The sequence below is a fragment of the Sphingobium tyrosinilyticum genome (assembly GCF_042654265.1).
Lineage (GTDB): Bacteria > Pseudomonadota > Alphaproteobacteria > Sphingomonadales > Sphingomonadaceae > Sphingobium > Sphingobium tyrosinilyticum.
The window spans coordinates 136,914-163,435 of sequence record NZ_JBHSFZ010000064.1 but is presented as its reverse complement, the minus strand read 5'-3'; the positions used below and the strand labels follow the sequence as shown (position 1 = coordinate 163,435).

The following is a 26,522-nucleotide window of genomic DNA, read 5'->3' as shown; positions in this document are numbered from 1 at the left end:
TGTGCTCTGTGGCCTATCTTATTGGACGCGTGCCACTATTCCTCTTAAGGGCCGCTGGTCTAATCCAGATCAACCCCTAACGGCCTTGTAATAAATCTCCGTCCGTGTCCTACTGATCGGCGCAGGCATTTGCCCGCATTGCGACCCGAACTGGCCCCGCCTCCCATCCATGCGAGGCGGGGGTTTTCTCCCGCTCTTGATCGCTGTCTAAGCGCGGTCCGTCGCGCCTCTCATCACTTGAACCCGCTAACCAGACGGGTCGTCGCACGGCTCTTCTGCTGATGTGGAGGGATGGGCAGGGGCAGGCTTCCCGCCGCCTCCTTAGAAAAGATTGCTTCGCTTCGATGAAATTGCCTCGGTTCCTTTCGTCCTCTGCCTTTGACATGGCCATCGACCTTGGCACTGTTAACACCGTCATCCATGTTCGCGACCGCGGCATCGTGTTGAACGAGCCGTCCGTGATCGCCATCGAAACCCGCCAGGGTTTTCGTAAGGTGAAGGTCGTGGGCAATGAAGCCAAACTGATGATGGGGAAGACTCCCTCGAACATTCAGGCGATCAGGCCGCTGCGCGACGGTGTTATCGCCGACATCGATGTTGCGGAGCAGATGATCAAGCATTTCATCGACAAGGCGTTGAACGGCAGCCGCTTTGGACGGCGTCACGAAGTCGTGATCTGCGTACCTTCGGGCTCTACCATGGTCGAACGGCGTGCGCTTCGGGACGCTGCCGCCAACGCTGGCGCGGCCCATGTGCAGTTGATCGAGGAGCCGATGGCCGCCGCAATTGGGGCAGGTCTGCCCGTTACTGAACCGCGTGGGGCGATGGTGGTCGATATAGGCGGTGGTACGACCGAAGTCGCCGTGCTGTCGCTACGCGGCATCGCCTATAGCAATTCCGCGCGCGTGGGTGGTGACAGGATGGATGATGCGATCGCCTCCCATATCCGGCGCAACCATAATCTTATGATTGGCGAAGCGACTTCCGAACGAGTGAAGTGCGAAATCGGCGCTGCTACGGCACCTGATGGCGAGGGACGGCGGATCATCGTCAAGGGACGGGACCTGGTGAATGGCCGCCCTGCCGAGATGACCATCAGCGAGGCAGAGATCGTCGAGGCCCTCTCTGAACCCGTTGGGCAGATCAAGATGGCCGTCAGAACCGCGCTGGAGCAGACCGCGCCGGAACTTGCCGCTGACATTATCGAAGAGGGTATCACCCTGACCGGAGGCGGGGCGTTGCTCCGGCGACTGGACGAAGCTCTGATGGACGAAACCGGACTGCCGGTTAAAATCGCCGACATGCCGCTGATGTGCGTGGCGATGGGCGCAGGTAAAGCCCTGGAGGACTCCGCCTATCAGGGCGTCCTCACCATCTCCTAATCCTTAAAGGAACCAACTGCCGACCAGGGCTGTGCAAAGCTCCAAGCTCGATTGCCATGTGCTGTCCGGCAACGACATCACCCTCTATGGCGACGGCTCGCCGATCCGCAGCTTTTGCTATGTTTCGGACGTGGTCGACGGGCTGCTAGAGTTGCGCATAACCGACCTACACCCGGTCATCTCGGCAACCGGAAAAAAGCATCCTCTATTGGAGTTAGCGCAGTTGCGGCCGGCACCGCGTTCTGCGTGATCCACAAGCCCTTGCCCATTGACGATCATCGCCTCCGCAGTCCGGATACAAGCGCGCACGCATGTCTCCGCTGGGAAGGGGTGGCGAGCCTTTTTCGAAGGAACTGTTCGCCCAAAGGTCGAGCTATGTAATCAGAATGACAATGAGCAGCCCTGGGCCGGTGTCGAGCGCGGGACTTGCCACCAAATAAAGCGGCGTTGGCGCAGTGCAAATAACAACGCGCGAATATAAGTCGTAGCTACCGATGGGGGCGCAATCGACAATATCCGGTGATATGTAGGAAAATGGTGGACGCACTAGGGCTCGAACCTAGGACCCGCTGATTAAGAGTCAGCTGCTCTACCAACTGAGCTATGCGTCCACACTCGCTTCGGGATGATGCCGCTTGGGGCCTCACCGTGGCGTGGGCGGGCAGTTAGCATTGTCATCCAGCTTTGCAAACAGTAAATCGCCTTGCGGTAGAAATTTTTGGCCGTGCGGGACTTTAGCCCCAATTTCCGCTGCGCTGACGTCCACGCCGCGTCGATCGGTCGATCGCCATGATGATGCCGATGCAAAGCATCACGGTCAGCATCGACGATCCGCCATAGGACATGAAGGGGAGGGGAATGCCGACCACCGGCGCGAGGCCCATCACCATCATCAGGTTGATCGCCACATAAAAGAAGATGGTGGTGGTAAGGCCCGCTGCCACCAGCCGCGCATATTTATCCTGCGCCCGCAGCGACACGCCGATACCCCATCGGAACAGCAGGAGGAATGCACCGATCAGGAATATGCCGCCGACCAATCCCCATTCTTCCGCCATGGTCGCAAAGACGAAGTCTGTATGCCCCTCCGGCAGATAATCGAGATGGCTTTGCGTGCCCTTCAGGAATCCCTTGCCCCAAATGCCGCCCGATCCGATCGCGATCTTGGATTGGCTGATATGGTAGCCGGCCCCCAGTGGATCGCTTTCCGGGTCCATGAAGATCAGCACGCGCTTTTGCTGATAGTCATGCAGGAAGCTGAAGGCGATCGGGACGATGGCGGCCAAGGTGAGGCCCGACCCGACAAAGAGGCGCAGCGGCAATCCGGCAAGGAACATGACCGTGACGCCGCCCGCTGCGATCATCGTCGCCGTTCCAAGGTCCGGCTGCACCAGCACCAGCGCCCAAGGCACGCCAATCAACACCAGTGCCGGCCATATGGCGGTCCAACGCCGTATCTCGCCGACCGGCAGCAGGGCGTAGAAGCGCGCGACCGCCAGCACGATGATCGGCTTCATGAATTCGGAGGGCTGCAACTGCATGAAGCCCAGGTTGATCCACCTCTGACTGCCGCCCGCCACGCCGCCGATCAGTTCGACCAGCACCAGCGATAGTAGGACCGCGCCGTAGGCGGGAAAGGCTGAGCGGGCGAACAGCTCCAGCGGCACGCGGCTCAGCCCGAACGCCATCCCGGAAAAGAGGACGAAGCGCACGCTCTGATTGACCGCCCAGGGAGTGATGCTGCCCCCCGCCGCGCTGTAAAGGACCAGCGTTCCGAACCCTGCGATCGCCAGCAAGATGCCCAGCACGCGCCAGGGAAATTCGGTGAGGGGTTGCGGGACGATGCTCATTGTGCAGCCGCCGGGTTAGGGCCGGGCGGGGGTGGGGCATCGTCGTCGCCGGGTGCGGCAGTCGTAGCATTGGCCGCATTGCCTGCAGCGTTGGCGGCTTCGCTCGCGTTGCCAGCTGCGGGCGGAGCCTCTCCCTTCTCGATCGCCTTGGCAAGGCGATACGCCCCCATCTGCCGCGCCAGCCGTTCCGCAGGCGGGCCGCCCCAGCCTTTTTCCAACGTCTCCAGCTTCTCCATCGCCTTGGCCTGATCGAACAGAAAAGACATGGTGTCGCTCGCGATCATGGGTGCGTCCTCCACGCGGTTGGTATGGCCGCCATGTTCGATGATGCAGGCGATCGCATAGCGCGGATTGTCGAAGGGAGCGAAACCCTGGAACAAGGCGTGGTCGCGTAGTTTGAAGGGCAGGGACGCGTTGCCGCGAACGCCGCCTGCGCGCTCAGCCATGGTGATGCGCCGCACTTGCGCCGTGCCCGTCTTGCCCGCGATCATGACACCCGGGATGCCCATCCGCGCAGCGCCTCCGGTACCCCCGCCATTGACCACCGCGCTCATGGCGTCGCGGATCGTCACCAGATGCTCTTCGGGCACGCCGACAGGCTCCGGGTCCGGCCTGTGTGCGCCCAGAAGGAAGTTGGGCATCAACTGCCGCCCGGTGGCCAGCCGCGCCGCCATCACCGCCATCTGCAGCGGGTTGATGAGCATATAACCCTGACCGATGGTCGCGTTCACCGTGTCATAGACCTGCCATTTCTGCCCATATTTCTTGAGCTTCCATGCAGGATCGGGAACCGTGCCGTAGCTTTGGCTGGCGAAGGGCAGGGGAAATTTCTGCCCCATGCCCACGCGGCGGGCCATGCTGGCGATACGGTCCATGCCGATGCGCTGCGCCATCTGGTAGAAATAGATGTCGCAGCTCTGGGCGATGGCTCCGCGCATGTCGAGCGATCCGTGCCCTCGCTTCTTATGGCAGTGGAACAGCGTATTGCCGACGCGAATGGCGCCCGGACAATTGATCCGGTCCTTGGAGGAAATTCCGGCCTCCAGCAGTGCCAGCGCCACCATGGGCTTCACTGTCGATCCGGGCGGATACAGCCCCTGCAAGGTCTTGTTGCGCAGCGGGACATGGTCGTCCTTCGACAGCATTTCCCATTCCAGATGGCTGATGCCGTCGGAAAAGCTGTTGGGATCAAAGCTTGGCATCGACGCCATCGCCAATACGTCGCCATTGCGGCAGTCGAGGACGACAACCGACCCGCTCTGGGTCGCCAGCCGCCGGCCGGCATATTCCTGCAGGCCCGCATCGATCGTCAGCTTGATGGCATTGCCCGGCGTGTCGGGCCGGGTGGTCAGTTCCCGCACGATCTTGCCACGCGCGGTCACCTCCACCCGCTTCGCGCCGGGCTTGCCCGTCAATTCGCGGTCGAAGGATTTCTCCAGCCCGTCTTTGCCGACCTTGAAGCCGGGTGTGATCAGCAAGGGGTCCTTGCGCTCTTCAAAATCCTTGGCCGATGCCGCGCCGACATAGCCCAGCAGGTGGCCGACCGTGGCGCCTGCGGGATAGTAGCGGGAAAAGCCCTGGCTGGGGGCTACGCCAGGCAGGTCCGGCAACCGGACGCTGACGGCCGCGAACTGGTCATAGGTCAGTTTTTCGGCAACCTGCACGGGCCGGAAGCCCGGCGACTTCTCCATTTCGGTCCGGATGCGTTCCACATCCTCAGGCGCAAGGGCAAGCAGGTGCGTCAGGCTGCGGATCGTCCCCTCTGGATCCGTGACCCGCTCGGGAATCAGATCGACGCGAAAGTCGGTGCGGTTGTTGGCAAGAGGCTTGCCGGTCCGGTCCAGAATCCACCCGCGCCTGGGCGGGATCAACGTCAGGTTAACGCGATTGCTCTCCGCCAGGACGTTATATTTCTCATTCTCCGCAACGCTGATCCACCCCATCCGGCCGATCAGCAGCGCGCCGATGCCAGCTTGCAATCCACCCACCACCATCGCGCGGCGGGTGAAGGTAAAGGACAGCGATGCTTCGGTAACGGTCTTCCGCTTGAGCTTGGGCAGCTTCATGCCATCACGCGCCAGCGATCGATCCGGGCGCATTGACGCACCACGAAGGGGAAGAGCAGGACCGTCCAGAGCATTTGCGGCGCAACCAGTTGCAGCTTGATGTTTCCTCCACCGGTGATCCGCGCGAAGAACACTCCACCAGCGATGCAGAAGATAATCCCGGCCGACGCGATTAGCCAGTCCTGCCGGTAGCTGCGCCACACCATGCGATGTTCGATGGCGTCGATTCCGATCAGCATCACCGTCCACAGGAACATGGCCGAACCGATCGGCTGGCCACTCATGATGTCATCGAACAGGCCGAGCGGCAGGCCGATCCAGGCGCGCCACAATTCCGGCCGCAACAGTCGCCAGGATAGGAGCAGCAGCAGGCCGAAGGGCGGCATGACTGGCGCCTGGGCAATGACCGGCAGAACGGTTATCGCCGATCCCAGCATGACCGCGATGACCGGCGTACCTGTCAGCCGGAAGCGCGACGGATGCCGCCCCAGCCGCGGAACATGCTGGAGATGTGGGTCGATCATGGCGCGGTGGCGTTCGCCGCCACCTCCGGCAAGGCGCCGTCCGTTGCGGCCGGGTCCGTCCGCGTCACCGCTTCCTCGAAAGAGCGCTCGACCACGACCGCATCGACCTTGGACGGGTTGGCGAGCGGCACGCCATAGGCGATCTCTCCCGCGATCCGCACAACTACCGCCACGGGAATATTGGGCTGGTAAACGCCGCCGACGCCGGAAGTGACGAGAATATCGCCCGGACTGAAAGGATTACGGCCAGCCGCCAAGGAACGGATTTCGACCGTCCCGTCGCCAAGCCCGGTCGAGATGGCGGGCACGCTGTCGGTCGCGCGGCGGATCGGCACGATGTTGCTGCTGTCGGTTAGCAGCAGGACTTCGGCGGTATTGGGCGTCACGCTGTGGATACGGCCGATCAGCCCTTCTGGCGCGCGCACCGGCATGCCGGGCCGCACGCCCTGCCAACGCCCGGCGTTCAACCGCGCAAAGCGGCGAGGGCTGGATGAAGAGGAGGAAATGAGCCGCGCCGTCAGTAGGTCGGTCTGATCCTCATCGACCAGCTTCAGCAGCTTCTTGAGCCGCAGATTTTCCTGCGCGATCGCCTTGGCCTCGATGATTCGGTTGCGGTCTGCCTCGACCTGGTGGCGGAGCGCAATATTCTGCGACCCCGCGCGCCAATAAGCGGTCAGCACCTCGTCAAGCGAGCTGGCGCCGCTCACCATATTGCGCAGCCCGAGCGAGGCCGGACGCGAAATCTCCGATGTGGCTGTTCTTATCGCTGCAAAGCCGGTCGGATCGAAGATCGCGACGGCGATCAGCAGCAGGCCGACAACCGCGCCCGTTACCGCCACCACATAGCTGGCGAACAGGCTATACTGCGCCTTGCGGTTGTGGCCGGGACGCCGGCTGGGTGGCCGCGCCATTTGATGGTCCCCCGGCCTTAAGCGGTCTGCAGCACGCCTCGGAAGATCGGATCTTCCATCGCCCGGCCGGTTCCGATCGCGACACAGGTCAGCGGATCTTCGGCGATCGTGACCGGCAGGCCGGTCTCGTCGCGCAACTCATCGTCCAGGCCCTTCAGCAACGCGCCGCCGCCGGTCAGGACGATTCCCTGATCGACGATGTCTGCCGCCAGTTCGGGAGCGGTGTTTTCCAGCGCGATGCGTACGCCCTCGACGATGGTGCTGATCGGCTCAGCCAGCGCGTCGGCGATCTGACCCTGGTTGATCGAGATTTCCTTGGGCACGCCGTTCACCAGGTCGCGGCCCTTGATGTGGATCGTCTCTCCCACGCCGTCTTCGGGCGGCTGGGCGACGCCGAACTGCTTCTTGATGCGCTCGGCGGTCGCTTCGCCGATCAGCAGATTGTGATGACGGCGGACGAAGGACACGATGGCTTCGTCCATCTTGTCGCCGCCCACGCGCACCGAAGTGGTATAGGCGAGGCCGCGGAGCGACAGCACCGCGACTTCGGTCGTGCCGCCGCCGATGTCGACGACCATGGAGCCGATGGGCTCGGTCACCGGCATGTCAGCGCCAATGGCAGCGGCCATGGGTTCCTCGATCAGGAACACCTGAGAGGCGCCCGCATTGCTCGCCGCGTCGCGAATCGCACGGCGCTCGACGCTGGTCGAACCCGACGGCACGCAGATCACGATTTCCGGGAAGCGCCAGGGACGCGACTTGCCGCCATGCACCTTGGTGATGAAATGCTTGATCATCTGTTCGGCGACGTCGATGTCCGCGATGACGCCGTCGCGTAGGGGACGGATAGCCTCGATCGAATCGGGGGTCTTGCCCATCATCAGCTTGGCGTCGTCGCCGACGGCCTTGACCCGCTTCACGCCGTTCAGCGTCTCCACCGCCACAACCGACGGTTCATTCAGCACGATCCCGCGGCCACGCACATAGACCACGGTGTTAGCCGTGCCGAGATCGATAGCCATATCCTGGGAGGAAAGTTTGAAAAGTCGCGAAAAGATCGACATGCCTGTTCCTGTTCAGCCCGCCCTTCCCGGCGACGCGAACCGGGGCGTTCGGAGGTCCCTGCCACGTTCCGGCGTCCCTGTCATCCTCCTCTGTCGGGAGGCAAAATTTTCGGGGGGCAACGGCTCGCGGAAAGCGCTCGCTTGGGCTAGTCACTAATCAATGTCAATACGCCGCCTGCCCGAACATCTGGTCAACCGTATCGCTGCCGGTGAAGTGGTTGAAAGACCCGCCAGCGCGCTCAAGGAAATCGTTGAAAATGCGCTGGATGCCGGAGCAGCCCGCATTTCCATAAGGTTAAGCAATGGCGGCCTCGACCGGATCGAGGTCAGCGATGACGGCTGCGGCATGGCTCCGGCTGAAATCGCCCTTGCGCTTGAGCGGCATGCCACCTCGAAATTGCCGGACGATGCGATCGAAAATGTATCGACGCTCGGCTTTCGCGGCGAAGCGCTCCCTTCCATCGCCAGCGTCGCTCATCTTTCGATTGATAGCCGTCCGATGGGCCAGGATGGATGGAACCGGACGATCGACAATGGCGCCCTGGTATCGGAAGGTCCTGCGGCCCTTCCGCCCGGCACCCGCGTCACCGTCGAGCAACTCTTCGCCCGCGTGCCTGCCCGCCGCAAATTCCTGCGCTCGCCCAAGGCGGAATATGCCGCCTGCCTGGATGTCGTGCGTCGCCTAGCCATGGCGCATCCCTTGGTAGCTTTCACCCTCGAACATGACGGCCGCCGCGCGATCGGCGTGCAAGGCGGAGAAGCGCGGGAGGACCGCGTAGCCGCCCTGACCGACCGGGCGCTCGCGGAAAATCACGTCATCGTCTCCTTGGAGCGTGAGGGGGTCCGCTTGTCCGGCGTCGCCTCGCTGCCCACCTATAATCGGGGCGTCGGTGATCATCAGTTTCTCTTCGTGAACGGCCGTCCTGTGCGCGACCGCCTGCTTGTGGGCGCGGTGCGCGGCGCTTACGCAGACATGCTGGCGCGGGATCGCCATCCCGTGGTCGCCCTGTTCCTGGACGTCCCGCCGCTAGAGGTGGATGTCAATGTCCATCCCGCCAAGACGGAGGTGCGTTTCCGCGATCCTGCGCTGATTCGCGGCATGATCGTGTCCGGCCTGCGCCGTGCCTTGGATGCGGAAGGCTTCCGTTCGGTGCAGCAGGCGGACCCGGCCGGACTGGCGGCGTGGAAGGCGGAGCCTGTCTCGCCCACGCCGATCAGCGCCCTGCCGATATTCGAAAGCGCATTTCCATCATCCTACGCCCTAGCGCCCTCATCATCCTTCGCCGACCGCCGCCCCAGCTTTTCGGCTCCGCCACCGCAGGCCCGGGCCGAGCCTGCCGCCGCGCCCGCACCAGAAAGTGCCAGCTTTCCCTTGGGAGTCGCGCGGGGCCAGGTCGCACGCACCTATATCGTCGCTGAGGCCGAGGATGGGCTGGTGATCGTCGATCAGCATGCCGCGCATGAGCGGCTCACCCTCGAACGCATGCGTCGCGCCATGGACGGGCAGGGCGTCGCCGCGCAGGCACTGTTGCTGCCCGAAGTGGTCGAGTTGGATGAACCCGCCTGCGACCGCCTGGAAGCGCGGATCGACGAACTGCGCGACTTCGGCCTGGAACTGGAGCGGTTTGGACCCGCCGCCATGCTGGTCCGCGCGACGCCTGCGATGTTGGGGCAGGGCGATGTGCAGGGGCTTGTTTCCGACCTTGCCGACGACCTCGCCGCCTATGACAGCGCATTATCGCTGAAGGAGAGATTGGACCTGGTCGCCGCCACCATGGCCTGCCACGGCTCCGTTCGCGCCGGTCGGGTGCTGAGCGTGACCGAGATGAACGCACTGTTGCGCGAAATGGAAATCACCCCCCGCAGCGGCCAGTGCAATCATGGGCGGCCTACCTGGGTTAAGCTTGGCCATGGCGACATAGAAAAGCTGTTCGGAAGGAAGTGACGATGCGCGTGACCGCCTGCCTGCTCGCCTTATGCTTCGTGCCCGCACTGGCCAATGCCCAACCCGCGACAGTCTGCAAAGACGCCCCGCCGCCGCCCGAGCCCTGGACCAGTTGGATGCAGAGCGGAAGCGCAATAGCGGGCGCTGAGCCCATATCCGCTCCCCGGCTGATTCTGGGGAAGCCGGTCGTGGCAACGCTTCGTCCCGTCGCACAAATCCAGTTCGCCGCGGCCCCTGCCAAGATTGACGCCAAAAGCCATGGCGGCCTCTTCACCCTGGCGGTTAAAGCGCCTGCCCGCATTGGCGTCGCGCTCTCTGGTCCGGCCTGGGCGGACGTGGTGATCGGCAGCACATCTCAGCCAGTCGTCGATCATGGCTACGGCCTAGAATGTTCGGGCATCCGCAAGATCGTCTGGTTCGATCTTGAGCCAGGATTGCACATCGTCCAGATCGCCAACGCACCCACGCGCGAAATGCGCATCATGGCCGCCGACGCTATCGCCAATCGCCCGCTTCCCCGTGCAGACGGGAACGAAGCCTTCTGAATGTCAGGCGGGCCGCGTTCGAAAGAGCGCGATTGGCTTCATCGTCATCACCGGCTCGTCATTCTGGTTGATCATTGTCACCCGGGTCCGCACCACGCCCATCTCGGGCCGGTTGCGTGACGCCTTGGTCTCGATCACCTCGGACATGCCGCGCAGCGTGTCGCCCGGCCGCACGGGCCTTAGCCAGCGCAGTTCATCCACGCCGATCGCACCCAGGCTTGCTTCCTGCCGCCCCTGGACCTTCTGCATTTCGGCGACGAACATCTTCATGAACAGGGCAGTGCTTTGCCAGCCGCTCGCGGACAGGCTGCCGAAATGCGTGGCCGCTGCTTCCTCGTCGGACAGGTGGAAGGGCTGGGGGTCATATTCCGCGGCGAAGGCGATTATCTCCTCCCGACTTACGCTGAGCGGGCCGAAATGAATCGTGTCGCCTACAGACACATCTTCGAAATAGACGACTTCGCTCATGACCGGCTCCTTGGTTGGCTGCAACCTAGGAGTGCCTTACGTTAACGTCAATCTTGCGGATCGATCCACTTGCGCAAGCCTTGCCAGACTTGCGCCTTTTTCTCGCGTGAAAGCATCGCATAGGCGCCGCTGGAGGATGGGAGATCGATGAGCGTCAGTCCTTGCGCAGATCCGATCTGCCGCCGCCCATGTAGCGCTGCAGTTTTACCGTTGAAAGCGACCGCTTCCAGCTTCGGCAAGCGAGCCACAAAAGCCGACAGGTCCCGCAACTCCGCACCGCGTATCGCACTGTCCAGGCTGCCCTCCCGGTCGGCGCTTTCGATCACGTCCCAGAGGCCAACCCCGCGCGCCCGCAACTTCTTCAGCCGCATGGCATAAGGCAGGGCGCGCAGATCCTCGTCCAGCACGCCACCCATCAGCGTCCAAAAGGCGTTGCCGCGATGGGCATAATATTCGCCCTGCCGTATCGATGCGTCTCCCGGCAGGCTGCCCAGTATCAACAGCCGCGTAGCTTCATCGACGCTCGGCGGGAAGGCGGCCTTGCGCTGCGCAGGCATTTGGCCGGGGCGCAGCGTCATGGCTCAGACGTTGAACCGGAACAGCATGATGTCGCCATCCTGGGTCACATATTCCTTGCCTTCCGACCGCCACTTGCCCGCTTCCTTGGCGCCCGCTTCGCCGTTGAACTGGACATAGTCGGCATAGGCCATAGTCTCGGCGCGGATGAAGCCCTTCTCGAAATCGGTATGGATCGCGCCCGCTGCCTGCGGAGCCTTGGAGCCCCTTGCAACCGTCCAAGCCCGCGCTTCCTTGGGGCCGACGGTGAAAAAGGTGATGAGGCCCAGCAGTTCGTATCCCGCCCGGATGATGCGCGCCAGACCCGCTTCCTCAAGGCCGAGCGCCTCCAGATATTCCGCCCGTTCCTCGACCGGCATGGTGATGAGTTCCGCCTCGATCGCAGCGGACACGATTACTGCCTTGGCACCTTCCGCCGCAGCCTTTTCAAACACGCGCGCGGAATGAGCATTGCCTTCCGCCGCCGCATCTTCCTCGACATTGCAGACATAGAGGACAGGCTTGGCCGTCAGCAGTTGCGCCTGCCGGAAGATCCGTTCCTCCTCATCATCGCCCGGCTGCGTCAGGCGAGCGGGCTTGCCGTCGCGCAGCAGGTCCAGCGCCTTGCCCAGGACGGACGCAGCAGCCTTGGCTTCCTTGTCCCCTTGCGCCGCCTTCTTGGCGAAGTTCGGCACACGCTTTTCCAGACTTTCCAGGTCCGCTAGCATCAGCTCGGTCTCAACCGTCTCGGCGTCGGCGATGGGGTCAACCTTGCCCTCGACATGGGTGATGTCGTCATCCTCAAAGCATCGTAGCACATGGACGATCGCGTCCACTTCGCGGATATTCGCCAGGAACTGGTTGCCCAACCCTTCGCCCTTGGACGCGCCGCGCACCAGCCCTGCGATATCCACAAAGGCCAGTTGCGTTTCGATGATCTTGGCCGACCCGCCGATCTTCGCGATCGTCTGCAGTCGCTCGTCGGGCACCGCGACCTGGCCGACATTGGGCTCGATCGTGCAGAAGGGATAGTTCGCCGCCTGCGCCGCCTGCGTTTCGGTCAACGCGTTGAACAGGGTGGACTTGCCCACATTGGGAAGCCCGACGATACCGCAACGAAAACCCATGGATATGCCTTCACGTCAAAATGATGGCCGCGCCGATAGCCTGTTCCGCGCGCGAAGGCCAGCCTGCGCTCAGTGCCGGAAGAAGAGGGTGATCGACGCCACATGGTTCATCCGCTTGGCGCTCCCTTGGTCGATATATTGGTTGAGATAGCCGATCTCCGTCGTGGACTTGCCCATCAGCTTGATCTCAGCGCCCACGAAGCTGCGCAACTGGTCAAATCCCGCCTTCTGTCCCCAGCCCGTATTGTTGAGCGCGGCAAATCCCTCCGCATAGGCAAGCGCGTTGATCGCCTCGCCTGCGGGCTTCAGCGGCTTTTCGTAGCGCAGCATCTCCCGCAGCCGCCATCCAATGCCGCCGCCATCCGATCGCCACCGCTGCTCCAGCCGGGTTCTTGATGATAGTTCGCCCTGCCAAGGCTTGCCGATCGTCCAGTTGACCTGCTGGAAACTCCGCTCCTCATTGACGTCACGACCAGCCTGTGTGGGAAGCACGACATGAGCATAGCCCTGATAGACCGATAGGCTTCGCGAAAATTTCCAGCCTACCGCGCCTCGCAGGATCGTCTGATCAATCCGCGAAACGCCATTGCCGATACGCGGTTGGACTTCGGTGAAATAGATCAGGTCGCCCGTCACTGCGCCCATGGCGGTCAGGTTCATCCAGACCTGCTCATCCTCCGCCGTAGCAGCTTTCACCGACCCTGGAGCCAGCAAGAATCCTATCATGATGCCAACAGCTGGCGTGAGGGCGCGGCGAACTCGAAATCTGGGCATGCTGCGTCGTTAGGTGTTTGGCCTTGCCTAGCCATGTCCCGAACGTAACTTTTCGTGACCGATCAGGTGATGACGCTCGGCCGCTCCATCCCGGTGAAGCCAGCAATGTCCGCCACTTCCTGGGCCGCGCGGACCAGCGGGGCCAGCGCGTCAGCGGTTTCCAATCCCAACTCGTTGTCCTCACCGACATAACGCTCGATATAGACCCGCAAGGTTGCTCCTTCCGTGCCGGTGCCGGACAGGCGAAAGACGATCCGCGATCCATCTTCGAACAACAGCCGCACGCCTTGGCTGCGGCTGACGGATTGATCGGTGGGATCAGTATAGGCGAAGTCGTCCGCGCTCTTCACTGTGCCGCCGCTGTTCACCGTTGCGGGCAGTGTCGCCAGCTTATCCCGCAATGCCGCCATCAGTCCATCGGCCCGATCCTTGGCGATCGCCTCATAATCGTGCCGCGCATAATAGTTTCGGCCATAGGTCGCCCAATGTTCGGCCATGATCTCCGCCACGCTCTGCCGCCGCACGGCCAAGATGTTTAGCCACAGCAGCACGGCCCAGATGCCGTCCTTCTCGCGCACATGGTCCGATCCGGTGCCGGCGCTCTCTTCGCCGCAGATCGTCGCCATTCCCGCATCCAGCAGGTTGCCGAAGAATTTCCATCCTGTGGGCGTTTCATAAAGAGGGATGCCGAGCTTCTCCGCCACCCGGTCCGCCGCGCCGCTGGTCGGCATGGACCGGGCGATGCCTTTCAGCCCGCTCGCATAGCCCGGCGCCAGATGTGCGTTCGCCGCCAGCACCGCGAGTGAGTCCGACGGCGTCACATAGCAATGCCGCCCGATGATCAGGTTACGATCGCCGTCGCCGTCCGAAGCCGCGCCGAAATCCGGCGCGTCCGCCGCCATCATCCGGTCATATAGCTCCTTGGCGTGGACCAGATTGGGGTCCGGATGATGATGGCCGAAGTCGGGCAGGGGGGTCGCGTTCTGCACTGTACCAGCAGGCGCGCCGAGCCGCTTTTCGAATATCTCGACCGCATAGGGGCCGGTAACCGCGCTCATTGAATCGAAGGAGAAGGTGAAGCCCTCGGCGATCATTGTCCGGATGGCGGCAAAGTCGAATAATTGCTCCATCAGATCGGCGTAGGCGGCGACAGGATCGACCACTTCGACCGCCATGCCGCCTAGCTTACTCGTGCCAAGCCTGTCGATATCAACGTCCTCCGCCTGGAGAATGCGATAACTATCGATCGCCAACGTCCGGGCATGGATGGCGTCCGTCACCTTTTCGGGCGCAGGGCCGCCGTTCGACACATTATATTTGATCCCGAAATCCTCGTCCGGCCCGCCCGGATTATGGCTGGCCGACAGCACCAGCCCGCCAAAGGCGCTCGAAGCACGGATCAGATGCGAAGCTGCCGGAGTGGACAGGATGCCGCCCTTGCCCACCAGCACGCGGCCAAAGCCGTTGGCGGCGGCCATCTTCAGGACGATCTGGATGACTTCCCGATTGAGGTAGCGTCCGTCGCCTCCCACCACCAGCGTCTGGCCTTCGAAACCCTCCAGACTGTCGAACACCGACTGGACAAAATTTTCGGCATAATGGGGCTGTTGGAAAATGCGGACCTTCTTGCGCAGGCCGGAAGTGCCCGGCTTCTGATCGGAAAAAGGCGTCGTCGCAACGGTCTGAATCACCCGCATCCCCTTGGGAAAATGGAAAGTCAGTCCCCTCTATGGCCCGCCAATGCGACAAGGGGCAATCCGTCCACCGCGCTTTATCGCGAAGGAACGGCGCTCAGCCGCCAAACTGAGTAAGATCTATGGGCCCCAGTCGAAACGTCATGCCGAACCCAGTTCAGCACCAAAGGTGCCATTGCACCAGGTTCGCGGGCGGAGCGCATATATGGGATTCGGTATGACGACTCCTCTGCATGTGCAGGACCGCGCATCAGCGCTTCCTACTCCGCCAGCCGCAGCGCAACCTCATTCATGAACCGCGCATCATCGCCCTTGGCAAGCCATTCGGCCTCGGCTCCGATCGCTCCCAGCATATCGGACAGCGCGTCCATCTCGCTCTTGTGGTAATTGCCCAGCACATAGCCATGCACCCGGTCCTTATGCCCCGGATGGCCGATGCCGATCCGCACGCGTCGAAAATCCGGGCCGATATGCGCGTCCGTCGATCGCAGGCCATTATGTCCCGCATTGCCGCCGCCGCGCTTAACCTTCACCTTCATCGGCGCCAGGTCCAGTTCATCGTGGAAGACTGTCACATCCTCTGGCGTCAGCTTGTAGAAACGCATGGCCTCGCCCACCGACCGGCCGCTTTCGTTCATGAAAGTTGCGGGCTTCAGCAGGATGATCTTCTCAGGGCCGATCCGGCCTTCCTGGACCCAGCCCTGAAACTGCTTTTTCGCGGGTGAGAAGCAATGCAGGTCGGCGATCACGTCAGCCGCCATGAACCCGACATTATGCCGGTGCATGGCATATTGGGTGCCAGGATTACCTAGGCCGACCCAGATCTGCATTTGTCAGCCCCAAAAGGACGAAACTCCGTCTGTCCTGAGCGGGCATCGAGCGAAGTCGAAATAGCATATCGAAGGACCGATCTGGTGGACCGATGCTTCGATACGGGTCTTCGACAAGCTCAACCCCTACTCAGCACAAACGGAGTTTCTTCAGATATAGTGGTGAAAGGCTTACGCGCCTTCCGCCGGGGTCTCATTGTCGCCCTCGGCACTCTTCAGCGCGGAAGGAGCGACCACGGTTGCCACGGTGAAGTCCTGCTCGTCATGGGCAGCCTTTGCGCCCTTGGGCAGCTTGACCGCGCCGATGTGGATCGATTCACCAACGTCCAGACCGGTCAGATCGACGACGACATCGTCGGGGATCTCGGCCGCATCGACGATCAGTTCGATCTCATGCGCCACGATGTTCAGCACGCCGCCCTTCTTGAGGCCCGGCGAAGCGTCTTCATTCTCGAAGCGCACCGGAACGTTGACGTGCACGGTGGCATGTTCCGAAACGCGCAGGAAGTCAGCGTGCAGCGGACGATCGGTCACGGGATGGAAAGCGACGTCCTTCGCCAGGGTGCGAACCTGTGCGCCGCCAACCTCGACCATGACGACCGAGTTGAAGAAGTGGCCGGTGCCGAGCAGCTTGTTGAGGAGCTTTTCCTCGACGTGGATCGACTGCGGTTCTTCATTGTTACCATAGATGACGGCGGGTACGCGGCCCTCACGGCGGAGAGCGCGGGAGGCTCCCTTGCCTGCCCGATCGCGTGCCTCGGCCGACAGCGTAAGCTGCTCGCTCATTGCGTGTCTCCAAAAGCAAATTGATGTAAGCGCCCGCCACGCCTCCAGGGATGACCATGTCGGGACCGCGGCCCAATAGCAGAAAAGCGAGAGAAGGCAAGGGCACGCCGCTCTCAACCAACCCGATCCGTCCCCACATCCGTTCGTTTCGAGCGAAGTCGGCAAACGGCTGGCGTTCACTGCACCCGCGTAACTTTGTAGCCCTTCGCTTCCAGCAACTGGATCAGGTTATCCCGCCCGGTCAAATGCCCAGTGCCCACCGCGATGAAGGGCCGCCCTCTCAGCTTCCCTACAACATCGCTCCAGTCCCGATTGCGCGCAATCAGCACCGCTTGCTCCACGACCGGGTCTGGCTTTTCCCCCGCCTCATCCTCCCGCGCGATTGCCGCCATGTCGCCCTCGAGCCAGGCCCGCATGATGCGTTCATAAAGCGCCTTCATTCGCCGCGCTTCCTCCACCGTCTGCGCCAGCAACCGCCGCTGTGCGGCTTCGGGCAGCGTATCGAATGCGCCGAACTGCCGCGCCACGGTTTCCAGTCCACCGATAGGCTTGTCCTCCTCCCGGAAGTCCTTGATCAGCGCGGGCTCGACGCCTTCGTCCCCACTCACATGTAACGACTGCTGGGCCGCGGCCGACAACAGCATCGCCGCCGCCCAGCTTTCATAACCGGACAAAAGCTGCGTGCTGGTCCCGCCTTCACCGGCGATCCGCTGAAGTTCATCCCGCTCGTTGACCGGCACTCGCGCTTCCAAAGGGGGCAGGCCAGGACTACGCCCCATCTTCTCGAACAGCGCCATCGTTCGCGCGCGATCCTGTATCTCAGCCGACTCCAGCACCAGCCGGTCAGACCCGTCGATGGCCGCCCGCACCTTCTCTGTTCGCCAGGCCACGCCCTTCGGCAGCACATGGACGGTCCCGAATAGCCACCCGTCCAGCCCATGGCCCTGCACGCGCCAAAGCGCCGGGCCTCTACCTTCCGCAGGGGCTGGGCCGTCGCGTCCACAGGCCGCCACCAGCAGCAGCGCACACAGTCCCAGCCATCGCAGCAAGCTCACTCGGCGACCCTGGCCGACGCGACGCCGAGCGCCTTCAACTGATCCTGCACGCTGCCTTTGCCCGCCAGGTGCCCGGCTCCGACTGCGATGAAGACCGTTCCGGGTTGTGCGAGCCGTCCCTTTACCCACTTCGCCCAATTGGCGTTCCGCTGGATCAGCAGCACCTGCGCCAGTTCCGGCGTTGCCTCCAGCGACTCGTTCATCTCCGCTGCCAGCTTGTCCGGATCGCCTTCCTTCCAGTGCGCGATGAGGCGAGCGAACTCGCTGTCCATGTCCGGCAAGCCCTCAACCGTCGCGTTCAGGAACTTGACCTGGCTTTCCATCGGCAGACCCGCGAAATAGCCAAGCTGCTGCTCCACAGTCTCCAGCGCGCCGACCTTCTTCCCCGCAGCCTTCGCCGCAGCCGTCAGCGTCTTCTCCGCGCCCAGATCCGCCTGATAGCCCAGCTTCTCCAGCGGCTGCACCGACAGCGCCATCCCCGCCATCCAGGGATTGAACGGCTCGAACATCTGCCAGTGGAGGCCGTTCGCGGTCATCGCCGCCTGATATTTCCCGCGCATGTCCGCACTTAGACGGTCGGACAGCTTCACCCCATCCCGCGCCAAAGCCGTATGCGCCATGGACGCCGCCATGGCTTGCGGGTCCTCGGGCTCGACGATCTCCAGCATCAGCTCGTCCGATCCGTCAAACGCCTGCTTGATCCCGCCCTTGAACCACTCCGTCCCTGGCTTCAGCACATGAACCGTGCCGAACAGATAGATGGTCGTATCCGCATCCTTCACCCGCCACAGCGCAGGCGTCACATAGGCCGTCTTCGCCGCAGGCGGCCTGGCGGAAGCAGTCTGCTCCTGCGCGCAGCCGGTCAGCAACAGAAGGCCAGCAGCCAGCACACGCGAAAGGGGCCATTTCATATCGGGCATCGATCCATTGCGAAGAGTTTCGCCGCCATCCATGCGGGGCAGGGGGCATTTGGGCAAGCGGATTAACCGCCTCCACGCCCTCTTTTCCTTGACCCTTTCGCCCTCCTGCGCCAAGGCGCGCGCGATCAAACTATCATTTCCAAGGGACCGTCCGTGGCGACAGGCAAAGTGCTCTCTTTTCAGGACCTGATCCTGACCCTGCACGCCTATTGGGGAAAGCAGGGGTGCGTTATCCTGCAACCCTATGACATGGAAGTGGGCGCGGGCACCTTCCACCCCGCCACCACGCTGCGCAGCCTTGGCCCGGACGCGTGGAACGCCGCCTATGTGCAGCCCAGCCGCCGCCCGACCGACGGCCGCTATGGCGAAAACCCCAATCGCCTCCAGCATTATTACCAGTACCAGGTCATAATGAAGCCGTCCCCGGCGAACCTCCAGGAACTCTATCTGGGGTCGCTGGCCGAAATCGGCATCGACCCACTGGTCCACGACATCCGCTTTGTCGAGGATGATTGGGAAAGCCCGACGCTGGGCGCCTGGGGGCTGGGCTGGGAAGTCTGGTGCGACGGCATGGAAGTCACCCAGTTCACCTATTTCCAGCAGATGGGGGGCTTCGACTGCAAGCCCGTCGCGGGCGAACTGACCTACGGCCTCGAACGCCTCGCCATGTATATCCAGGGCGTGGACAGCGTCTATGACCTTAAGTTCAATGACGCGGGCGTCACCTATGGCGACGTCTTCCTCGCCAATGAGCAGCAGATGTCGAAATGGAATTTCGAGATCGCCGACACCGAAAAGCTGTTCCGCTGGTTCAAAGATGCGGAAACCGAATGCAAGGCGAGCCTTGAGGCGGGCGTTCCGCTCGCCGCCTATGATCAGGCGATCAAGGCGAGCCATGTCTTCAACCTGCTCCAGGCCCGCGGCGTCATCTCGGTGCAGGAACGCGCCAGCTACATCGGCCGCGTCCGCGATTTGGCTAAGGGCGCTTGCGAAAAATGGATGGAAGTGAACGGGTGGGCCGCGTGATGACCGACTTCCTCCTCGAACTGCGCTGCGAAGAAATCCCCGCGCGCATGCAGATCAAAGCATCGGAAGACCTCGCCCGCCTCTTCACCGAGGAACTGGCGAAGGCTGGCCTGAAGCCCGAAAGCATCGACAGCTTCGTCACGCCCCGCCGCCTCGCCCTGATCGCGCGCAATCTGCCGCTGGAAACCGCCGCCGTCAGTGAGGAATTCAAAGGCCCCCGCACCTCCGCCCCCGCGCAGGCGCTGGAAGGCTTCCTCCGCAAGACCGGCCTGACCCAGGACCAGCTCGAAGACCGCGACGGCGTGTGGTTCGCCACGGTCAACAAGCCCGGCCGCGCCACGGCGCAAGTGCTGGCCGAAGCGGTCCCCGCGGTCGTCCGCACCTTCCCCTGGCCGAAATCCATGCGCTGGGGCACCGCTTCGCAAACCACCGAAAGCCTGCGCTGGGTCCGCCCGCTGCAAGGCATCGTCGCCATCTTGGGCGAAGACCTGGTCGATATCGAGATCGAAGGTATCCGCAGCAGCTACGCCACGCTCGGCCACCGCTTCCATCATCCCGGTGAAATCACTATCGGCAGCGCCCACGATTATGTCGAAAAGCTGCGCGCCTGCCATGTGATCGTCAGCCACCAGGAACGCCAATCGATCATCGAGGCTCGGGCCACCGAAGCCGCCGCGGCAAAGGGCTACACCCTGATCGAGGACAAGGGCCTCGTCGCGGAAAATGCGGGCCTGACCGAATGGCCAGTCCCGCTGCTCGGCGATTTCGATCCTACTTTCCTTGAGGTTCCGCCTGAAGTCATCCAGCTAACCCTCCGTATAAACCAGAAATATTTCGTTCTGCGCGACAGCGCGGGCAAGCTCGCTCCCGCTTTCATCTGCACCGCCAATATCGAGGCGAAGGATGGCGGCGAAGCGATCATCGCCGGCAATCGCAAAGTCCTCGCCGCGCGCCTGTCCGACGCCCGTCATTTCTGGGAAGAGGATCAGTGGCACCATGAGGGCACCGGGGCTTCGCGCCACCGCTCGACCCGCAAGGCGCTGGCCGAACATGCGAAGAAGCTGGAGCGCATCACCTTCCACGAAAAGCTCGGCACGGTTCACGATAAGGTGGAGCGCGTCGCCAAGCTGGCCCGCTGGCTGGTGGAAGAGGGCATCGTGAAGGCTGCGGACGCCGATCAGGTCGAACAAGCCGCGCGCCTCGCTAAGGCTGATCTCGTCACCGAAATGGTTGGAGAGTTCCCCGAACTTCAAGGTGTTATGGGTGGCTATTACGCGCGCGCGGAAGGTCTGCCCGATGCCGTGGCCGATGCTATCCGCGATCATTATAAGCCGGTTGGGCAGGGGGATGATGTTCCGACTGCCCCACTGACCGTTGCAGTATCGCTCGCGGACAAAATCGACACGCTGGTCAGCTTCTTCGCTGCAGAGATGCTTCCGACCGGATCAAAAGACCCCTTCGCTCTTCGACGAGCCATGCTGGCCGCGCAAGCGCTGACCGAGACCTCTGGTCTTCGCTTTGCCTTCAAATCCGTTGCTCCTAAGGCGCTCGATTTGCTTTGCCCAGTTAAGGATGGCGAGCGTTGGATATGGGGGCGGAAAGCATTTACCGAGGACGAAAAGCAGAAATTCGGTGAGGGTCTGGATTGGTCTCCGCAATCGCGCGTGGACGAACCCAAGGCGATTAGCGCTTTGCTCGATTTCTTCGCCGACCGCCTCAAAGTCCAACAAAAGGAAGCAGGCGTCCGCCACGACCTGATCGACGCTGTGTTCGCGCTTGGCGGCGAGGATGATCTTGTGCGTTTGCTCGCCCGCGTGAAGGCGCTTCAGTCCTTCATCGTTACCGAAGACGGCACCAATCTGCTCGCCGGTTACAAGCGCGCCGCCAATATCCTGAAGAAGGAAGGCGTCGAAACCGCCGAAAAGGTCGAACTGACCTATACCCCTGAACCCACTGAAGCCGATCTCATAACAGCCCTCGACGCCGCGGAGCCCCGCGCGACCGCCGCTGTCCAGGCAGAGGATTTCGAGGGCGCCATGGCCGCGCTCGCAACCCTTCGCGCCCCGATCGACGCCTTCTTCGACAGGGTAACCGTCAACGACGCCGATCCGGCAAAGCGCGCCGCTCGCCTAGCTCTGCTGGCACGGGTGCGCGAAGCCGTCCACGCAGTGGCCGATTTCTCGAAAATTACGGCCTAAAACCGAAAGATACCCGGCCAACCGGGAAAATCGATGAAGTGAGAGAGCAATTATCGTAAAAGCGGGTGCGTCTGTCGCCCGCCTGTTGTTTTGGAATTGTTGCATCGCACAAATACACGGCAATCAGTGCAGGAGAGCCGCGACTATGTTGACAAGGGAAGAGGCCAGCATGAGCACCACCGCGACACGTTATGTCTATCGTTTCGGCGGCGGCGTTGATGACGGCGGCAAGGGGGACAAGAATCTCCTGGGCGGCAAGGGCGCCAATCTGGATGGTATGGCGGCCATCGGCTTGCCGGTGCCTCCGGGTTTCACCATCACGACCGAAATGTGCACCCGCTATTATGAGGATGGCGGGGTCTTTCCCGAAAGCCTGAAGGCACAGGTCGCCAGCGGCATTGCCCATATCGAGGGTGTCACGGGCAAGAAGTTCGGCGATGCAGCCGATCCGCTTCTCGTCTCTGTCCGCTCTGGCGCGCGCATTTCGATGCCCGGTATGATGGACACCGTGCTGAACCTTGGCCTCAACGACGAAACTGTTGTCGGCCTCGCTGTTGCGTCCGGCGATGAGCGTTTCGCCTGGGACAGCTATCGCCGCTTCATCCAGATGTATTCGGACGTTGTCCTGGAACTCGACCATGGCGCCTTTGAGGAAGCCCTTGAGATTGCCAAGGAAGATCAGGGCTACACGCTCGACACGGAAATGACCGCTGACGACTGGAAGGCGCTGGTTGCCGAATATAAGGGCCTTGTTTCAAAGCTTTGGAACAAGCCTTTCCCTCAGGATGTGAACGATCAACTATGGGGCGCAATCAGCGCGGTGTTCGGTTCCTGGCAGGCCGACCGCGCCAAGGTCTATCGCCGCCTGAACTCGATCCCGCATGATTGGGGCACCGCCGTCAATGTGCAGGCGATGGTGTTCGGCAATATGGGCGACACCTCGGCCACTGGCGTTGCCTTCACCCGCGACCCCGCGACCGGCGAGAACGCCTATTATGGCGAATATCTGATCAACGCGCAGGGCGAGGACGTCGTCGCCGGCATCCGCACGCCGCAATATCTCACCCTCGCAGCGCGCGAGCGGGCAGGGGCCAAGCCGCTGTCGATGGAAGAGGCGATGCCCGAAACCTATGCCGAACTGGCGCGGGTCTTCCAGATCCTCGAAACCCATTATCGCGACATGCAGGACATCGAATTCACGGTGCAGCAGGGCAAGCTCTGGATGCTCCAGACCCGCTCGGGTAAGCGCACTGCCAAGGCCGCGCTCAAGATCGCCGTCGATATGGCGACCGAGGGTCTGATCACGGAGCAGGAGGCCGTCGCCCGCGTCGATCCCGCCGCGCTCGATCAGCTTCTCCACCCGACGCTTGATCCCAAGGCGCCGCGCGATGTGCTGACCAAGGGTCTGCCCGCTTCGCCGGGCGCGGCTTCGGGCGCGATCGTGTTCGACGCGGATACGGCCGAGCGCCGCAATGAAATGGGCGAGGCGGTCATCCTCGTCCGCGTCGAAACCAGCCCCGAGGACATTCATGGCATGCACGCGGCCAAGGGCATCCTGACTGCGCGCGGCGGCATGACGTCACATGCGGCCGTGGTCGCGCGCGGCATGGGCCGCCCCTGCGTTTCCGGCGCGGGCAGTCTGTCCATCGACAACGCCGCCAAGACGCTGCGCATCGAGGGCCGCACGCTCAAGGAAGGCGACATCCTCACCATCGATGGATCGACCGGCGAAGTGATGGCGGGCGAAGTCCCGACCGTGCAGCCCGAACTGGCGGGCGACTTCGGCGTGCTGATGGCCTGGGCCGACAAGGTTCGCCGCCTCAAGGTCCGCGCCAATGCCGAAACCCCGCTGGATTGCCAGACCGCGCGCGATTTCGGCGCGGAAGGCGTGGGCCTGTGCCGTACCGAGCATATGTTCTTCGACGCCGCCCGCATCACCGCCGTCCGCGAGATGATCCTCGCCGACACGGAAAAGGGCCGCCGCGCCGCGCTCGACAAGCTGCTGCCTGAGCAGCGCGACGATTTCGCGCAGATATTCATGGTGATGGCGGGACTGCCCGTCACCATCCGCCTGCTCGATCCGCCGCTGCACGAATTCCTGCCCCATGGCGAAGCGGAGTTCGAGGAAGTCGCAAAGGGCGCGGGCGTCAGTGTCGATACGCTCAAGCGTCGCGCTGCCGAACTGCATGAATTCAACCCGATGCTCGGCCATCGCGGCTGCCGTCTCGGTGTAACCTATCCTGAAATCTACGAGATGCAGGCCCGCGCCATCTTCGAAGCCGCGCTGATCATCAAGCAGCGCAGCGGCGAAGCACCGATCCCCGAAATCATGATCCCGCTCGTTGCGACGAAGAAGGAGCTGGAACTGATGAAGGCGATCGTCGATCGCGTCGCCAGCGAAGTCTTCGCCGAGCAGGGCGCCTCGGTCGAATATCTGGTCGGCACCATGATCGAACTGCCGCGCGCCGCTCTGAAGGCGGGTGAGATTGCCGAGGTCGGCGAATTCTTCTCATTCGGCACCAACGACCTGACGCAGACCACGATCGGCATCAGCCGTGACGACGCGGGCCGCTTCCTGACGCAATATGTCGATAAGGGCATCTTCGCCCGCGACCCGTTCGTCAGTATCGATGTGGAGGGAGTGGGCGAACTGATCCAGCTCGCCGTCGAGCGGGGCCGCGCAGCGCGTCCGGGCATCAAGCTCGGCATCTGCGGCGAACATGGCGGCGATCCCGCCTCGATCGCCTTCTGCGAGGCTACCGGCCTCGATTATGTCTCGGCCTCGCCCTACCGCGTGCCCATCGCCCGCCTCGCCGCCGCCCAGGCCGCCTTGGCGAAGAAGTAAGGCGTTCACACCCCATCACCCCCTCCCGTTAGCGGGAGGGGCCAGGGGAGGGCCTGTCAGTTCGTCTCGATATACCGCCGCTCATGCTCGCGGACCTTCCCGGTCTCGAGCAGCCGGGCCTGTGCGCGCCATTCCTCCCGCGCGATCGTCCCCGGCTCGCGCCCCAGCCGAGCCTCCAGCGCCGCCTGTTGCTCGTCGCTCATCGCGCCGATCTGATCATAGCGGTGATAACCGGCCTCATGCAGCGCCGCCGCATCCTTTGCTGAAATCCCCCTGATCCGGGTCAACTCGTCCCGGCCGGTCCCATCGTCCCTTGCCGTCGCCGCCGGAGCAGCGGCCAAGCGCGCATCGCGGTCCCTGATCGTCTGCCGGTGCGCCATCTGCTCGTCGCGCCACAGCCGCTTATACTTGCCGCGGCCGCTCAACATCAGGCCGATCAGCAGCCCTGCGATCAACGCGATGACCAGCAGCGAAATCTCGTTCAAAGTGAAAGCCATGCCTCTCCTCCTTCCCCCAATCCGCAACGAGCAGGAGCGGCCAAAAGTTGCGTTTGCGAAACTGCGTCCGGGTTGCGGCAAAAAAAGTTAAAAAGGGGCTTGCCCAATCATCCGCCCCCCTCTATCTGCCGCTCCACAACGCGCCCGTAGCTCAGCTGGATAGAGCATCAGACTACGAATCTGAGGGTCGGACGTTCGAATCGTTCCGGGCGCGCCACTTTTCTTTTCCAAGAGAATTAGCAGCTTATCTGATGATCTGCAAAGATCGTCTCAGTTGCATCGATCTGCCGCAGGCCGGTCGAGATCCACCACAGCGATGATCGTCGAAACCTTCGCGGCGGCTGACACGCTGCACACTTTCGCCCTATCGAAGCTGCCTGGCCAATTCTCCGGATATTCAGCATTGAACGCCGGTTTGCCTGCATTGACATAAGGCGCGGCGTCCCCGCAAAAATCGCCCTCCACGCAATCTTCGAACAGCACCGCGTCGAACAGCGTCAACAGCTTGGCAGCCGACCCGCTCGCATTCTTTTGCACGGGCTTCAGCCCATAGCCGCGCGCCCGTGCCGACAGCGCCGTCACATAATCAATCATGTCCCGCTCGCTTAGGGAAAAGCCGGTCACCGCCGCGCCATCCTCGAAAGCGTCCATGACGTCGAACTCGACATAATCGAAGTCTTTGTCCCTGCACATGCGCAGTCGATCGTCCATGATCTGGATAAACTCGGGATAGCGGCGAATGTCGATGTAGCGCTCCGACGGGAAGCCCGGATAAGCATTGCCCAGCAGGCCCGATATGGCTGACAATCGGGAATAGTCCGGCCGGTTGCTTTCGGCCGATCCCACGTCGAGATAGCAGATCGTCCTGGTCCCCCGCGACTTGGCGAGCGCCACATAGCTGGCCGCCGAGTCAAATCCATCGACATCGAGAAAATCGACGCCGGGCGGCGTCGCGGGCAGGCCCTGGCTTTGCAGTATCCAGTCCCAGCTTGGGAGGGCGGAAGGCGAAGGAGCGGGGGGAGGAGACGGAGCGGGAGAAGGCGACGGAGAAGGCGAGGGCGAGGGGCTAGGCGCAGGCGTCCCCGACGCATTGCTGCCCGCACCGCCTCCACCACATGCGCCCACCGCCAGCAACGCCGCCGCCAATGCGGGAAAACCCACGTCCCTCAGACGCGTCGCATGCCGCTTTGCCGCCATTGAACGCGCTCCCGCCAGCAAGCAGCCACTTTCCTAGAAAAGGGACTTGCCGCGCCGCTGCGAGCCGCCAAGCACCGCAGAGAATATAGAAGCGGTCGCCCAATATTGGCAAGCTAAGCAAATGGAATTATTGAACTCGGCATATACCCATTGGTATATCTATGGTGGCCCTGCAGTAGCGACCGCCCGCTCCTTGGCATTTTCTCAGACTTTCCATGATGAAAGAACATTGGCGTTGACTCATCACTGGGCTTGTTATGAAT

General features: G+C 62.6%; 23 protein-coding genes and 2 tRNA genes. 8 read left to right on the top strand and 17 right to left on the bottom strand.

Annotation, left to right across the window (positions count from 1 at the left end; all coding sequences use genetic code 11):
* Positions 1 to 344: 344 nt before the first annotated feature.
* A complete protein-coding gene (locus ACFO3E_RS18220) occupies positions 345 to 1,382 on the top strand; it encodes a rod shape-determining protein (RefSeq protein ID WP_066523645.1) in 1,038 nt (345 codons plus the stop codon).
* A gap of 31 nt (positions 1,383 to 1,413) precedes the next feature.
* Positions 1,414 to 1,632, top strand: a complete 219-nt coding sequence (locus ACFO3E_RS18215; protein ID WP_066523647.1) for an NAD-dependent epimerase/dehydratase family protein — start codon at positions 1,414 to 1,416, stop codon at positions 1,630 to 1,632.
* Between the two features lie 285 nt (positions 1,633 to 1,917).
* Here the strand turns inward: ACFO3E_RS18215 and ACFO3E_RS18210 are convergent.
* The 6 genes from ACFO3E_RS18210 to ACFO3E_RS18185 all read right to left on the bottom strand — a co-directional run bounded on the left by ACFO3E_RS18210 (position 1,918) and on the right by ACFO3E_RS18185 (position 7,797).
* Positions 1,918 to 1,993: transfer RNA gene (locus tag ACFO3E_RS18210), tRNA-Lys, on the bottom strand.
* 123 nt (positions 1,994 to 2,116) lie between these two features.
* On the bottom strand, positions 2,117 to 3,232 hold the full coding sequence (rodA, locus tag ACFO3E_RS18205; RefSeq protein ID WP_066523649.1) for a rod shape-determining protein RodA: 1,116 nt from the start codon (positions 3,230 to 3,232) through the stop codon (positions 2,117 to 2,119).
* Positions 3,229 to 5,298, bottom strand: a complete 2,070-nt coding sequence (mrdA, locus tag ACFO3E_RS18200) for a penicillin-binding protein 2 (protein ID WP_066528392.1) — start codon at positions 5,296 to 5,298, stop codon at positions 3,229 to 3,231. Before mrdA ends, rodA begins: the two co-directional genes overlap by 4 nt.
* Positions 5,295 to 5,822: a rod shape-determining protein MreD gene (mreD, locus tag ACFO3E_RS18195; RefSeq protein WP_066523651.1), complete on the bottom strand. Its 528-nt coding sequence runs from the start codon at positions 5,820 to 5,822 to the stop codon at positions 5,295 to 5,297. Before mreD ends, mrdA begins: the two co-directional genes overlap by 4 nt.
* Entirely contained in the window at positions 5,819 to 6,733 is a 915-nt protein-coding gene (gene mreC, locus ACFO3E_RS18190; protein WP_066523653.1) for a rod shape-determining protein MreC, read from the bottom strand. Before mreC ends, mreD begins: the two co-directional genes overlap by 4 nt.
* A 17-nt stretch (positions 6,734 to 6,750) precedes the next feature.
* Positions 6,751 to 7,797 carry a rod shape-determining protein gene (locus ACFO3E_RS18185; RefSeq protein WP_007685698.1) on the bottom strand — a complete coding sequence of 349 codons (1,047 nt, stop codon included), beginning with the start codon at positions 7,795 to 7,797 and terminating at the stop codon, positions 6,751 to 6,753.
* Between the two features lie 160 nt (positions 7,798 to 7,957).
* On the opposite strand from ACFO3E_RS18185, the gene mutL reads away from it, so the two are divergent.
* Both mutL and ACFO3E_RS18175 read left to right on the top strand, forming a co-directional pair.
* A complete protein-coding gene (gene mutL / locus ACFO3E_RS18180) occupies positions 7,958 to 9,742 on the top strand; it encodes a DNA mismatch repair endonuclease MutL (protein WP_066523655.1) in 1,785 nt (594 codons plus the stop codon).
* 2 nt (positions 9,743 to 9,744) lie between these two features.
* Positions 9,745 to 10,287 (top strand): hypothetical protein, encoded by a 543-nt coding sequence (locus ACFO3E_RS18175; RefSeq protein WP_066523657.1) that lies wholly within the window; start codon positions 9,745 to 9,747, stop codon positions 10,285 to 10,287.
* Positions 10,288 to 10,290: 3 nt separating this feature from the next.
* On the opposite strand, the gene ACFO3E_RS18170 is transcribed toward ACFO3E_RS18175, so the two are convergent.
* The 9 genes from ACFO3E_RS18170 to ACFO3E_RS18130 all read right to left on the bottom strand — a co-directional run bounded on the left by ACFO3E_RS18170 (position 10,291) and on the right by ACFO3E_RS18130 (position 18,487).
* Entirely contained in the window at positions 10,291 to 10,755 is a 465-nt protein-coding gene (locus ACFO3E_RS18170; RefSeq protein ID WP_066528395.1) for a MaoC family dehydratase, read from the bottom strand.
* A 47-nt stretch (positions 10,756 to 10,802) separates the two neighbouring features.
* Positions 10,803 to 11,333: a DNA-deoxyinosine glycosylase gene (locus ACFO3E_RS18165; protein WP_380806889.1), complete on the bottom strand. Its 531-nt coding sequence runs from the start codon at positions 11,331 to 11,333 to the stop codon at positions 10,803 to 10,805.
* 3 nt (positions 11,334 to 11,336) lie between these two features.
* Positions 11,337 to 12,437, bottom strand: a complete 1,101-nt coding sequence (gene ychF, locus ACFO3E_RS18160) for a redox-regulated ATPase YchF (RefSeq protein ID WP_066523661.1) — start codon at positions 12,435 to 12,437, stop codon at positions 11,337 to 11,339.
* 69 nt (positions 12,438 to 12,506) lie between these two features.
* Entirely contained in the window at positions 12,507 to 13,163 is a 657-nt protein-coding gene (locus ACFO3E_RS18155) for a DUF2490 domain-containing protein (RefSeq protein WP_066523663.1), read from the bottom strand.
* 110 nt (positions 13,164 to 13,273) lie between these two features.
* Positions 13,274 to 14,902, bottom strand: coding sequence for an alpha-D-glucose phosphate-specific phosphoglucomutase (locus ACFO3E_RS18150; RefSeq protein ID WP_380806885.1), 1,629 nt, complete (start codon positions 14,900 to 14,902; stop codon positions 13,274 to 13,276).
* A 263-nt stretch (positions 14,903 to 15,165) separates the two neighbouring features.
* Entirely contained in the window at positions 15,166 to 15,735 is a 570-nt protein-coding gene (pth, locus tag ACFO3E_RS18145; protein ID WP_066523668.1) for an aminoacyl-tRNA hydrolase, read from the bottom strand.
* A gap of 171 nt (positions 15,736 to 15,906) precedes the next feature.
* Positions 15,907 to 16,521: a 50S ribosomal protein L25/general stress protein Ctc gene (locus tag ACFO3E_RS18140; protein ID WP_066523669.1), complete on the bottom strand. Its 615-nt coding sequence runs from the start codon at positions 16,519 to 16,521 to the stop codon at positions 15,907 to 15,909.
* Positions 16,522 to 16,697: 176 nt separating this feature from the next.
* Positions 16,698 to 17,576, bottom strand: a complete 879-nt coding sequence (locus ACFO3E_RS18135) for a TraB/GumN family protein (protein WP_380806882.1) — start codon at positions 17,574 to 17,576, stop codon at positions 16,698 to 16,700.
* Positions 17,573 to 18,487 carry a TraB/GumN family protein gene (locus tag ACFO3E_RS18130; RefSeq protein ID WP_156518345.1) on the bottom strand — a complete coding sequence of 305 codons (915 nt, stop codon included), beginning with the start codon at positions 18,485 to 18,487 and terminating at the stop codon, positions 17,573 to 17,575. Before ACFO3E_RS18130 ends, ACFO3E_RS18135 begins: the two co-directional genes overlap by 4 nt.
* A gap of 162 nt (positions 18,488 to 18,649) precedes the next feature.
* On the opposite strand from ACFO3E_RS18130, the gene ACFO3E_RS18125 reads away from it, so the two are divergent.
* The 3 genes from ACFO3E_RS18125 to ppdK all read left to right on the top strand — a co-directional run bounded on the left by ACFO3E_RS18125 (position 18,650) and on the right by ppdK (position 24,565).
* A complete protein-coding gene (locus ACFO3E_RS18125) occupies positions 18,650 to 19,522 on the top strand; it encodes a glycine--tRNA ligase subunit alpha (protein WP_066523671.1) in 873 nt (290 codons plus the stop codon).
* A complete protein-coding gene (glyS, locus tag ACFO3E_RS18120) occupies positions 19,522 to 21,720 on the top strand; it encodes a glycine--tRNA ligase subunit beta (RefSeq protein WP_380807182.1) in 2,199 nt (732 codons plus the stop codon). The genes ACFO3E_RS18125 and glyS overlap by 1 nt, the downstream gene beginning before the upstream one ends.
* Positions 21,721 to 21,865: 145 nt before the next feature.
* Positions 21,866 to 24,565: a pyruvate, phosphate dikinase gene (gene ppdK, locus ACFO3E_RS18115; protein ID WP_066523673.1), complete on the top strand. Its 2,700-nt coding sequence runs from the start codon at positions 21,866 to 21,868 to the stop codon at positions 24,563 to 24,565.
* Between the two features lie 56 nt (positions 24,566 to 24,621).
* Here the strand turns inward: ppdK and ACFO3E_RS18110 are convergent, their stop codons facing one another.
* Positions 24,622 to 25,062, bottom strand: a complete 441-nt coding sequence (locus ACFO3E_RS18110) for a hypothetical protein (RefSeq protein WP_066523675.1) — start codon at positions 25,060 to 25,062, stop codon at positions 24,622 to 24,624.
* Positions 25,063 to 25,202: 140 nt separating this feature from the next.
* On the opposite strand from ACFO3E_RS18110, the gene ACFO3E_RS18105 reads away from it, so the two are divergent.
* A tRNA-Arg gene (locus tag ACFO3E_RS18105) sits at positions 25,203 to 25,279 on the top strand.
* A 53-nt stretch (positions 25,280 to 25,332) separates the two neighbouring features.
* On the opposite strand, the gene ACFO3E_RS18100 is transcribed toward ACFO3E_RS18105, so the two are convergent.
* Positions 25,333 to 26,259: an endo alpha-1,4 polygalactosaminidase gene (locus ACFO3E_RS18100; protein WP_225870557.1), complete on the bottom strand. Its 927-nt coding sequence runs from the start codon at positions 26,257 to 26,259 to the stop codon at positions 25,333 to 25,335.
* Positions 26,260 to 26,522 lie beyond the last annotated feature (263 nt).